Here is an 11408-nt window from a genome sequence, read left to right as displayed (position 1 = left end):
TTAGACTTTCTACCCTTTTTCATAGAAAGTTCTTGGTAGTACTTTTGAGAATCTACTGCTGAATATTCGGCTTTACACCTTTTAAGTTCTCGACTAATTGTTGAATGATGAAACCCTAATATATTGGCAATTTTTCTAGCAGAATATCCTTCTTTATTCAACACTTCTATTTTATTTCTATCATCCATGGTAAGATATTTATGACTCATAACAGATTCCTTTCGTGATTGTTTTTTGTGGTAATTAACATTTTACACGAAATACAAATTTGTTATGAGTTTTTATTTTAGGTGTCGCATTTAATTTTACAATCTATCATGTACTAAACTTTATAAAAATAGAGAAAAATAATAGAGATTTTAACGTTTAAGTTAAAATCTCTTAAAATATACTATCTATGAATCTAAATAGTGCATAAGTTTTTGCCATACATTTTTTGTATTGTTAAAATCTTCAAAGTGTTCTTCTACATGCTCATTGTAATAATTTAATTCAGATAACATTGTATAAAATCTATCGTCATCGAAATACTTGCAAAGTTTTGGCAAAATACTTTCCAGTGAACTATAAATTTTAGAAATTTCTTCATCATAGGAATCTCTCTGTGTAATAAATAAGAAAAGCGGCTTATACCTTATCCATCCAATAAGAGCCTTTCTAAATCTACTTATCATTTGATTAGAAGACTTAATTGCATGAGGAAATTCTATAGGTAAAGCTCCCTTTAATATATTGGGATAAAATAAAAATCCATCATGAAATGTGTATAGTGGAATTTTAAATAGGGTTATGTCTTGTAAGCAAGTACTTAAAAAAGTATCTTCTCCTCTAGCTCCTGGTGGATTATAAAATGGAAAAAGTGTGTGAATACTATCTAAGTTAAACCCCAGATTGCCACCTGAAATAAACTTCATTCCATTTGCCTCCATAACTTCTTTTTCAGAGTATATATTTAATTTCTCTCTCTGTGCATAGGTAATCCCATCTTGTTCTAAGACTTCCTTTACAGAGTCCCAACTTAAAATATCGTTACTTACTGATTCTATTAAATTTTTAAAATCTTCTTCTCTAAATACATCGTTATATTCAATTTTTGGAATGGGAGAAATATAACCACAGTGAAATCCATTTGTCATATCAGAAGATTGCAAGTGCTTTACGTGAGTTGAAATTGGATCCTGCCCAGCCCACAACAAGTGTTCTCCCTCCTTTAGACAAGCTAGAGGATACTCGTCATCATCAAAAAATATTAAGTAGTCCATATTTTCTTTTTTGGCAAAATATAAAATTTGGTTGCGCATTTTAGCATAGCCGTCTCCGAAAATTAATGCTGCCTCTTCTTCACTATCCAATACATCTTTAAGTAAATATTTCACTTCTCTATCAATAACTTCTTTGTCTAAGTAATATATTTTATTAATTGAATTTAAAACATTTTTATCTCTTATTATATAATCTTCTTCTGTAGTATCTGTGTATTGAAAGTCTGTGACTACAAACAAGTTTACTTCTATTGGACACTCCTCGCCACTACTATTACTTTTCCAAGCGTTAATATAAGCACCAACTACATCGGAAAATGTCTTTCTTCCTGTTATAAATCCAATACCTACTTGTATTTTAGTACTACTCATTATTTCCCTCCTTATGTTTGCATACTATATAAATTTATCTTTAGTTCACTATAGTTAAATAAAAAATGAGCAATCTTCTGCATAAAAAATAGCTCATTTATTACCTGTTAACTTCAAGTATATATTTAGTTTACTTCCAAATTTTTTAGAAGTCAAGATTTGGAACCTTTCAAAGACTTTCCCATTATAAATTCCACTATTCCTTTAATCTATACTGAGGTCCTAAAAAAGTTTCTTCTACTTCTATTAGTCCACTTTTTTTAAGTTCTTCAAGCTTTAAATTAAACTGATCAATTGTATAGTTTACTGAATATCTCTCATATATACTTTGAATTATCTCCAAGCTATCAACTGAAGTTGATATTGGCATAAAGTCCCTAATATATCCTAAGAAGTCTTCATTTTCTCTTGACTTAATTGTATTTAATTCGTCAAAGGGGTTTTCTTTATGTGGTGTCTGAGTATGAGCCGCTCTAATTCTTACGTAAGATGTCCTTCCCACTTTTGCAGAGGATATAAACACATCGCCCGTAGTTAAATATGGCAACCTCTTTGCCTCATCTGGAGATATATCGGTTTCTTCTCTTATTGTATCTATGTCCGATGCCCTGACAGTTCTAAATATAAATTTTGTATTTAACTGAGCTGTTATTGTCTCATCTAAAAGTGTGGGCCTTTGAGTTGCCAAGACTAAAAACACACCGTACTTTCGTCCCTCCTGTGCAATTTCTTTTAAAATTGACTTTGAAGGAGTTTCATAGCCCTTTGGAGCGAAATTATGAGCTTCATCTGTAACTATTATAAATGGCGGAAAAAAGTCTGTGCTTTCATGTCTGTAAACTGATTCTCTATACTCTCTTCTACTATAGTAGAGTTTATTTAATAAAAATGTGGAAAACACTTGTATCATTCTAGTAGAGCCTTGAATTACCATAAGCTTTCCAGCTTTTATCCCATCTACAAGTTCAGTTATATCTCTGTTAAATATCCCCTCATTGTAAAGTTTTATAAGCCTCCACATAATTCCTCTAACTGATTGATTGGGACAGGTCTTATCGTATTTTTGATATAAGTCTTTTCTATCTATCCACCTTTGTTTATCTTCTTCACTATCTGCATAAAAAAATTTCTCTTCTATTTTTTCAACTGAACCTACTTCTTGAGCTTCTGTTAGGTTTTGCATCTTATTAAAAAAGCTGTAGTAGTTGCTGCCCTTTACAAATAGTATTTCCACAGTGTTGTTCATTGAGTCTGTAAGTTGACTTGACGTATTTAGCAAGTTTTTTAAATCTCCAACTGACAGTTCTTCAAACTTAATTCCCACATCTACTCCAACTTGCAGACACTTAAAAGAATCACTGTATTTAAACTTGTCATTTGCCGGAGAATCCAGAGAAAAATCCATTTCATAGTGAGGATCAAGTACAACTGTGGGGATTTCCTTTTGCATAATTTCTTCTAGTACAACTCTAAGTCCAAAGCTCTTCCCTGAACCTGAACCTCCAAATACTCCTATATGAGGATACTCATGCATAGCTTTATAATCCAATATATAAGGAATGTCATTTTGCTCATAAAAATTTCCCTCATCAAAAGTCTTACACAAGTTGGAATATTTTTTATCCATATCTCTAGTTAAGTCATCTGTATTTTTTATTACTCCAAGCACCAGTCCCACTTCGGGTTCTGTTGGAATTAAAAGTCTTCTAACTTCTTCAAACTTCGGTATTCTCACTGCACTTCCGGTTAGTACCGGATACTGTGCTTCTTTTAAAAGTCTAAGTCTCCCAATGTAAATAGTTTCGTTATTTACATCATATCCCATTGCCTTCAATGACTCTATTACAGAAGAATCTACAAAGTCTCCGCCCATATCTAAGGGAATAAATCTGTTAAAGGTCTTCGCCTCTACTATCTCTCCTATTAAGTCACCTTGAGCCGGATCTTCAACTATTAAAAATTCATTTATTCTAAAGTTTCTATCTCTTGAACCTATAAATACTTCCTGTTGAGTAGTTATTCCAAGTACTTTCATAAACTTCTCCTATCTCTCTCTGATACAAAAAACCTCTCATAAATATCTCTGTCTAAGTATTCTTCAAGCATCATTTTTATTAAGCTGTCAGTTATTCTAACTTCCTTGTCCACAATGTCAAGCCAAAGTGGAATCCCTCTGGAGTTAAATGGAGTTAGTGTATAGACTAAATTTGCCACGTCTTTTAAATAGTTTTTTTGTGAGGATAGAATATCCAAACCTATGGCAGATGCAAGACTGGATGTTCTCAAAAATGCACTGGAAATTCCAAATTCAAACTTTTTATTATATGCATCATGAACCTCTAAGAGTTCTCCTATTTCCAATCTTCCATATAGCAGTTCTCTGTCAAAATATGAATTGTCTATACTATTTGCTCTGGAGATAATATTAGTCTTAGTATCTTCTATTACTCCAATTAGTATTATTCCTCTCTCCTCACATTTTTCAGACAGTTCTTTAAACCTGTCGTTGTCTTCCAGTATATATCTAACTAGCCCTCCATCCATCATTATAAGTGATGGCTTTTGACGATCTATTGCATTTATTGCAGCATCTAATTCTATTTGTGCCAGCATTTTATTCTTCTTTTCAACTTCAAATTCAGAGCCCTTATTTAAATTGTCCAGCATTGGAGTGTTGCACTCATTTAAATATAAATCTTCCCCGACTGTTGGTTTTGCAAGAGCTTGAAATAAATCTATATAGTGAGGGTATGCTCCTCCCATCCTATTTGTAGAACCATCTACTCCCACTACTACTCCAAAGCTCTTTAGCTGAGCTTCCTCCAACTTTTTAAGTTTAGAAAAGAGCCCTACTTTATTTAATATCTTATCCTTAAATTCTTCATTGCCCAGCGAAAAAAAATCTCTATACTTATTTTTTAAGAGATTATTTACATTTTCAATTTCCCTTTGAATATCCTCAATCATTCTTCTACCTCTAAGCTAACTTTATAAACTTCGTTTTTGGGAATATTGTACTCCTTGGATATTTCCTTCACTGCCTGCGATTTTTTCATTCCGCTTTGTAACTTTTCTGTTAAAATATTTTTTACATCTATATTTAACTGTTCTTCTTTTTTACCCTCTACCACTACTACAAATTCACCTTTTAATTTTATAGAGCCAGGATTTTCTACAAAGTAAGATAGATTTTCCCTCAATGTCTGCTCATATAATTTTGTAAGCTCTCTGGAAATAGAAATTCTCCTATCTCCAAAAATTTCATATAAGTCAGCTAGGAAATTTTCAATCCTGTGGGGAGCTTCATAAAATATAAGTGTGAATTTTAAATTTTCAAGTTCAGTTAATTCTTTTTTCCTGGCAGAGCTCTTAGAATTTAAAAAACCATAAAATAAAAAGTGCTCTGTATTTAAACCTGAGAGCACCAGTGCTGTAAGAGCTGCATTTGGCCCAGGCAAAACTTGAAATTCAATATCTTCTTCTATTAGCTTTTTTACTAATACTTCTCCAGGGTCACTTATCCCCGGAAGTCCTGCATCTGTAATAATTGCTATATTATTTTCCCTGGACAATTCAACAATATTTTCAGCTTGAGAGCTTTCATTAAACTTGTGGTAACTTATTAATTTCTTTTTTATATTGTAGTTATTTAAAAGTTTAAGACTGGTTCTGGTGTCCTCCGCTGCAATTATATCCACACTGTTTAGCACCTCTAAAGTTCTCTTTGTTATATCAGATAAATTTCCTATAGGTGTTGGGCAAAAATATATCATTTAAATCTCCTTATTTTCATATACTCTTTTTAACTCGTCACTATTTATTAAAAAATCTCTTTCAACTATTAAATGTGATTTTCCCTGTTTTACAGCTTCAATTAATACTACTTTAGGTCTTGAGTTACTATCTTTTTTTACAAATCTCAACTTTTTTGGCTCAAACCCTCTATCTCTTAACATGCAAACTACATCTATTAATCTACTAGACGTCATTACCATGTACAATTTTCCTGAATTTTTCAATATATGTGCAGATGCATTAATAAAGATTTCCAATTCATCTGTATGCCTTGCATTTCTTATAGCTTCAACTTCACTTTCTAAGCTGTTTGAAAAATATGGCGGATTCATTATTACACTGTCTATACTCTGATGAGCTATATATTTTTTTATATCCCTTAGGTCTATATTTAAACTGGATATTTTATTTGAGAGACCATTTTCTTCTACAGATTTTAACGAACATTTATAACTGTCTTCATTGAACTCCACATTTATAAAACTACTCACTCTACTCCTGTCTATTAATCTAAATGACAAAAGTCCATTTCCACTTCCAAGGTCTGCACACTTTCCACTTAGACGTGAAAAAGAACTCAGTATTAAAGAGTCAGTTGTATATTTAAAATTTTCTTCATTTTGATAAATAATATAATCCGTTCCCGGTACAATATCTCTTTTCATATCACAACTCCACACTTATTTTAACATAAAAAAAGAGAAAGTTATCAATAACCTTCTCCTTCTAAATTACAGATTGTTCTTGCTTATTAATAAGCTATTATTTACCAACAAATAAAAATCCATATTAAAAGTTCTGTCTTTTTCTGTAACTGCATATTGATTTAAATTTGTAAATATTATCTTATACTTTATTCCATGAGACACTCCACTTATTGATATGTCCTCCGGATCAATTATTCCCTTGGATTTCTCCAGTGCCTTAACTTTATCAAAAACTTCTTTTGAATTTATATTTGTAAGATTAAAGACATCTGACTTATCAAAATAATCTACTGCAACATTGTCTCCACTTACACTAACTCTGTAGTTTCCAACTGTCTTGATATTTTCCTCTTCTATTTCATTTCCCACAGAAAAGGACATTATCTTACTATATCCATCTATATCTAAAGCTTTATTGTGTTCAAAATAGTAATTTGTAGATGTGATTTCATCACTGTTGACATCAGGTTTAAATCCAAACACTTCTTCAAAATCCTCTTCTACCAGTTCAAAGTCCTTTGGTATATATTTCAACTCCCAAGGTCTGTGATTGTTAAACATATAGGTCACTATATCAACTATGGTTTCTCGATCTTCCTTTGATACATTTGTATTCCCTAGAATTTTATTTCCCTTAATCATGTTATTTTTTACAAGTACTTTCTCAAAACGGCTGTTTTGACTATTCCTGGATATACTGTAAGCTGATATAGGTCCTACTGTAGAAACCAGTATTAAAAAACTTAAGAATATTGGCACAGTTATATAAGAGCCCTCATCAAGAAATATATAGTATATCATAGTCACCGCTACAAATATTCCTGTAACCACTACAAAATATCTATTTTCAGTAAATCCATATTGATTTATCCTAAGTCCTATAGATATAAACATTACAAATAATACAGGCAACATTGCAATTGGAAATAGCTTTTTAAAGGTTTTTATGAAACTGCTGTCTTTTATCATTCCCAAGACAAATAAAAATCCCACAGAAAAAATAGAATACCACAGCACAAGGCTTGTAACCATTCCTTTAAACAATGTTTTATTTAATAACATCTTGCCAAAATATAAATATAAAATAATGAGATATATTGAAAAAATTGGAATTAAAATATAAGTTATTAAAACTTTTACAGCTCTAGTGAGATTGTAGTTGTTAAATGATTCTCTGGCACTTGGAATATTTGCCAAGTACACACCCAAATTAAAGGGCAAAAATACTACAATAGCTGTATATGCGTATAAGTTCATATTTACTTGAACTCCAAGGAGTTTTTCACAGGCATAGTAAATGGCACAAAGTCCCAAAAATAACACAATTGAATAACTTACAGATATACATATTGACATAAATATTTTTATCATATAGGCTACATAGTCCTTATGAAAAAATGCCTTAGATATATAAAAGGAGCTGACTATAAAAAACAATAGTAGTCCGAAATATCCATAGAAATTTTCATATAAAAACAGTCTTTGATCTTCCGAAATAAAAAGTCTGTAAATACTATATAGCAAAGGTATACTCAATATATAAAGAGCAATATTTAATACTCTTATTTTCTTTAACTGTTCAACAGTAGTTGAACTACCAACTAATCCTTCATTGAGCATTTTTAAAAATATATATACAAATGTACTAATTAAAAACAAGTAGCCCAGTTTCATATATGACATATTTAAAACTGCATCTTTAACTGTATCTACATTTGAATAGTTTTTTATCTCTAAAATAAAAAACAACGCACTTAATAATATGCACGCCATTGGTAGTGGAAACCTCTCAAAGGATAATTTAGTTTTATTTAAAGTATTTTTAATTTTATAAACTAATTTCATACTTCCTCCATTTAAATTTATAATAACTTAAATATTTTAATAATACAATGAGTTTAAGCCACTTGTCACTGTATTGTAACCAATTACAAGCTTAATTTAACTCACCTAAAATCAATAATAAATTTCCATTAAATAAAGTCCATAGCTTGGTGCTGTCGGCCCCGCAGCTCTTCTATGTTCTTTATTTAGCGCCTCCAGCATGTACTCCGGTTCATACTTTCCTCTTCCAATTTCTATGGCTGTTCCCACTACAATTCTTATCATATTTTTTAAAAAACTCTTTCCATAAAAATCAATATATATAAACTCTTTTTTATCTATGACTTTTATTTTATCTATTCTTCTAATAGTATCTTTTACTACTGCATCTCTTCCCATAAAAGACTTGTAGTTTTTTTCTCCAATTAAGTAATTTAATGAACTTTGCATCTTTTCAATATCCAGTTCATAGGGAAAGTTTAAAGCTCTATTTCTATATAGAGGATTTCTGTACTTTCCTCTGTAAATAATATACCTATAGTGCTTTCCCTTTGCTGAAAATCTGGAGTGAAAGTCATCAGGTGCATATTTTGCTCCCACAACTGCAATATCCTCTGGAAGATTGTAATTTATAACCTTTGGCAAATTTCCAATATCTATAGTTGTATCCGAATAAAAGTTCACGCATTGTCCCATAGCGTGAACTCCTCTATCTGTTCTACCAGCAGTATATAATTTTACTTTGTGATGTACAGTTTTTTCAATAGAGTTTTTTAAAACCTCTTCCACTGTTATTAAATTTGGCTGAATTTGAAATCCATGGTATTTTGTTCCATCATAGCTAACTTTCAAAAGTATATTCATATATATTTCCACGCTATAATTACTACGAAAAAGGCCATATTTAATATGAAAGTCACATAGTCTTTTTTCTCAAGTACTAAAATTCTAAATTTAGTTCTGCCCTCTCCCCCACGGTAACATCTAGCTTCCATGGCAGTTGCAAGTTCATCTGCTCTTCTAAGGGAATTTATAAATAGGGGAACTAAGAGAGGTACTAAATTTTTCGCCCTCCTTAATATATTTCCAGATTCAAAATCAGCTCCTCTTGCAATTTGAGCTTTCATTATCTTATCTGTCTCTTCAACTAGTGTTGGAATAAATCTAAGTGCTATTGTCATCATCATTGCAATTTCATGTGACGGAACTTTTATTCTATTTAATGGTTTTAAAAGGGCTTCAATTCCATCAGTTATTTCTATTGGAGATGTGGTAAGTGTCAATAAACTGGTTCCACTTACTATTAATAGCAATCTTATTGCCATTCTTATAGCAGTATCCACACCTTCTCTGGATATTGATATAAAGGCAACTTTAAATATTACCTCTCCTCTAATAAACAACAAGTTTATTATAAATGTGATTAATATAATCCATCTCAAAGGACGCATTCCCCTTAAAATTATAGAAAAGGGAATCCCTGAAACTTTAATAACAAGTACTAAATAAATAAATATAAACAAGTATGGCAAGTAGCTGTCAATAAAAAACAGCGTAACTATATACATGAGTACTGTTATTATCTTTAACCTTGGATCTAATCTATGAACAATTGAATCCCCCGGATAATACTGTCCTACAGATATGTCTTTAAGCATTTTCTCTACCCCTCAAATATTTTTCAACCTCTTCTTTTGCCTCTTCAACAGTGATGCAATTTGTATTGATGTCAGCGCCTCTTTTTTTAAGCTCTATTAAGAAAGATGTTATTTGGGGCACACCCAGTCCTATCTTTACAAGTTCATCTTCTCTTTTAAATATTTCTCTGGCTTTATCGTCCATGACAATTTTGCCATCGCTCATGACTACTATCCTATTTGCAATACTTGCCATGTCTTCCATGCTATGGCTGACTATTATAATAGTTATATTTCCATTCTTATAGAGATTTTTAATTTCTCCAAATATCTCATCTCTACCTCTTGGGTCTAAACCCGCCGTTGGCTCATCCAGTATTAAAACGTCGGGCTTCATTGCTATTACACCGGCTATTGCAACACGTCTTTTTTGTCCCCCTGAAAGTTCAAAGGGCGATTTTTCTTTAAATGTATCATAGTTAAGTCCAACCAGTTCCATGGACTCTTTCACTCTTATTTTTACTTCTTCAGCATTTAGCCCCAGATTTTGTGGCCCAAAAGCAATGTCTCTTTCAACAGTTTCTTCAAAAAGTTGATATTCAGGATATTGAAACACTAGTCCTACTTTTTGTCTTATATCCACTAGTGGAACTTTATCTGTAATAGTCTTTCCTGCGACAACTATCTCTCCGCTAGTAGGTTTTATAAGTCCGTTTAAGTGCTGTATTAATGTGGATTTACCTGAACCTGTGTGTCCAATTAATCCAATTAAATCTCTTTCGTTTACAGTTAAATTTACACTGTCCAGTGCCTTTTTTTCAAATACAGTTCCCTCTCCATATATATGTGTTAAGTTTTTAACTTCTATTAGCGACATATTTCACCTACTAATTCATCTACACTTAAAACTTTTTCATCAATGTCAAATCCATCCATTTTAAGTTCATATGCAAGCTCCGTAACTTGTGGAACGTCAAGACCAATAGACTTAACTTTTTCCACATGAGAAAATACTTCTCTCGGCTTTCCCTCTAAGATGATTTTACCAGCTTCCATAATAACTAATCTGTCACTAAGTGCAGCTTCATCCATGTAGTGAGTTATTAAAATAATAGTCTTTTTTTGTTCTCTGTTTAATTTTTTTATAGTGTCCATAACTTCTCTTCTACCTATTGGGTCAAGCATTGCTGTGGGCTCATCTAAGATGATATACTCCGGAGACATGGCGAGTATACCTGCTATTGCAACTCTTTGCTTTTGTCCACCTGAGAGCATATGAGGAGAGCTCTTTCTGTGATCGCTCATTCCAACGGCCTCAAGAGACAAGTCCACTCTCTTTTGAATTTCCTCTGTGGGCACACCTAAATTTTCCGGACCAAAGGCAACATCTTCTTCTACTACAGTTGCAACTAATTGGTTGTCTGGATTTTGAAATACCATTCCCGCTCTGGATCTGACATTCCAAATTTCTTCATCTTTTTTTGTATTCATATCATCTACAGTAACTTCTCCTGAAGTGGGCACTATTAATCCATTAATTAATTTTGCCAAAGTACTTTTCCCGCTGCCATTATGACCAAGTACAGCTACAAATTCGCCTTCTTCTACTTCAAAATTCAAGTCTTCTATTACATAATTTGATTCTTCACTATTTTCATATTTAAAAAAAACATTTTTTATTTTTATCATATATTTACCTTTTTTATTTTTATCATACAATTACGTCCCGCTATAATTTTATAGTTTATTACATGCAGTTCAAGTTTTCAATAGTTTCTTGAAATATCTAACTCTTAGAGTTAATTGAATAG

Annotated in this window: 11 protein-coding genes; all 11 read right to left on the bottom strand. The window is 31.8% G+C overall.

Annotation, left to right across the window (positions count from 1 at the left end; genetic code table 11):
- On the bottom strand, positions 1-209 hold a 209-nt coding region (locus BUB47_RS05525; protein ID WP_143270612.1), incomplete at its 3' end, for a helix-turn-helix domain-containing protein.
- A 186-nt stretch (positions 210-395) separates the two neighbouring features.
- Entirely contained in the window at positions 396-1634 is a 1239-nt protein-coding gene (locus BUB47_RS05520; protein WP_073184544.1) for a hypothetical protein, read from the bottom strand.
- Positions 1635-1830: 196 nt separating this feature from the next.
- Positions 1831-3669 carry an ATP-binding protein gene (locus tag BUB47_RS05515; protein ID WP_073184543.1) on the bottom strand — a complete coding sequence of 613 codons (1839 nt, stop codon included), beginning with the start codon at positions 3667-3669 and terminating at the stop codon, positions 1831-1833.
- Positions 3666-4601 (bottom strand): DNA double-strand break repair nuclease NurA, encoded by a 936-nt coding sequence (locus tag BUB47_RS05510; protein WP_073184542.1) that lies wholly within the window; start codon positions 4599-4601, stop codon positions 3666-3668. Before BUB47_RS05510 ends, BUB47_RS05515 begins: the two co-directional genes overlap by 4 nt.
- Positions 4598-5407 carry a 16S rRNA (cytidine(1402)-2'-O)-methyltransferase gene (gene rsmI, locus BUB47_RS05505; RefSeq protein WP_073184541.1) on the bottom strand — a complete coding sequence of 270 codons (810 nt, stop codon included), beginning with the start codon at positions 5405-5407 and terminating at the stop codon, positions 4598-4600. The genes BUB47_RS05510 and rsmI overlap by 4 nt, the downstream gene beginning before the upstream one ends.
- The gene (locus BUB47_RS05500) at positions 5408-6094 is read right to left on the bottom strand and encodes a tRNA1(Val) (adenine(37)-N6)-methyltransferase (RefSeq protein WP_073184540.1); all 687 of its coding nucleotides are present in this window, start codon (positions 6092-6094) and stop codon (positions 5408-5410) included.
- A 66-nt stretch (positions 6095-6160) separates the two neighbouring features.
- Positions 6161-7981: a DUF4153 domain-containing protein gene (locus BUB47_RS05495; protein WP_073184539.1), complete on the bottom strand. Its 1821-nt coding sequence runs from the start codon at positions 7979-7981 to the stop codon at positions 6161-6163.
- 111 nt (positions 7982-8092) lie between these two features.
- Positions 8093-8824 (bottom strand): tRNA pseudouridine(38-40) synthase TruA, encoded by a 732-nt coding sequence (truA, locus tag BUB47_RS05490; RefSeq protein ID WP_073184538.1) that lies wholly within the window; start codon positions 8822-8824, stop codon positions 8093-8095.
- A complete protein-coding gene (locus tag BUB47_RS05485) occupies positions 8821-9618 on the bottom strand; it encodes an energy-coupling factor transporter transmembrane component T family protein (protein WP_073184537.1) in 798 nt (265 codons plus the stop codon). Before BUB47_RS05485 ends, truA begins: the two co-directional genes overlap by 4 nt.
- Positions 9611-10474: an energy-coupling factor transporter ATPase gene (locus BUB47_RS05480; protein ID WP_073184536.1), complete on the bottom strand. Its 864-nt coding sequence runs from the start codon at positions 10472-10474 to the stop codon at positions 9611-9613. The genes BUB47_RS05485 and BUB47_RS05480 overlap by 8 nt, the downstream gene beginning before the upstream one ends.
- A complete protein-coding gene (locus tag BUB47_RS05475; protein ID WP_073184553.1) occupies positions 10465-11286 on the bottom strand; it encodes an energy-coupling factor transporter ATPase in 822 nt (273 codons plus the stop codon). Before BUB47_RS05475 ends, BUB47_RS05480 begins: the two co-directional genes overlap by 10 nt.
- Positions 11287-11408 lie beyond the last annotated feature (122 nt).

It is taken from the genome of Anaerosphaera aminiphila DSM 21120 (assembly GCF_900129925.1).
GTDB lineage: Bacteria > Bacillota > Clostridia > Tissierellales > Peptoniphilaceae > Anaerosphaera > Anaerosphaera aminiphila.
Note: the sequence above shows the minus strand (reverse complement) of the source record. Positions and strands in the feature narration are given on the sequence as shown.

Coding starts and splice junctions, on each gene's coding strand:
- BUB47_RS05480 (WP_073184536.1), bottom strand. CDS start 10,474: ATGTCGCTAATAGAAGTTAAAAACTTAACACATATATATGGAGAGGGA.
- BUB47_RS05475 (WP_073184553.1), bottom strand. CDS start 11,286: ATGATAAAAATAAAAAATGTTTTTTTTAAATATGAAAATAGTGAAGAA.
- BUB47_RS05495 (WP_073184539.1), bottom strand. CDS start 7,981: ATGAAATTAGTTTATAAAATTAAAAATACTTTAAATAAAACTAAATTA.
- BUB47_RS05500 (WP_073184540.1), bottom strand. CDS start 6,094: ATGAAAAGAGATATTGTACCGGGAACGGATTATATTATTTATCAAAAT.
- truA (WP_073184538.1), bottom strand. CDS start 8,824: ATGAATATACTTTTGAAAGTTAGCTATGATGGAACAAAATACCATGGA.
- BUB47_RS05515 (WP_073184543.1), bottom strand. CDS start 3,669: ATGAAAGTACTTGGAATAACTACTCAACAGGAAGTATTTATAGGTTCA.
- BUB47_RS05485 (WP_073184537.1), bottom strand. CDS start 9,618: ATGCTTAAAGACATATCTGTAGGACAGTATTATCCGGGGGATTCAATT.
- BUB47_RS05520 (WP_073184544.1), bottom strand. CDS start 1,634: ATGAGTAGTACTAAAATACAAGTAGGTATTGGATTTATAACAGGAAGA.
- rsmI (WP_073184541.1), bottom strand. CDS start 5,407: ATGATATATTTTTGCCCAACACCTATAGGAAATTTATCTGATATAACA.
- BUB47_RS05510 (WP_073184542.1), bottom strand. CDS start 4,601: ATGATTGAGGATATTCAAAGGGAAATTGAAAATGTAAATAATCTCTTA.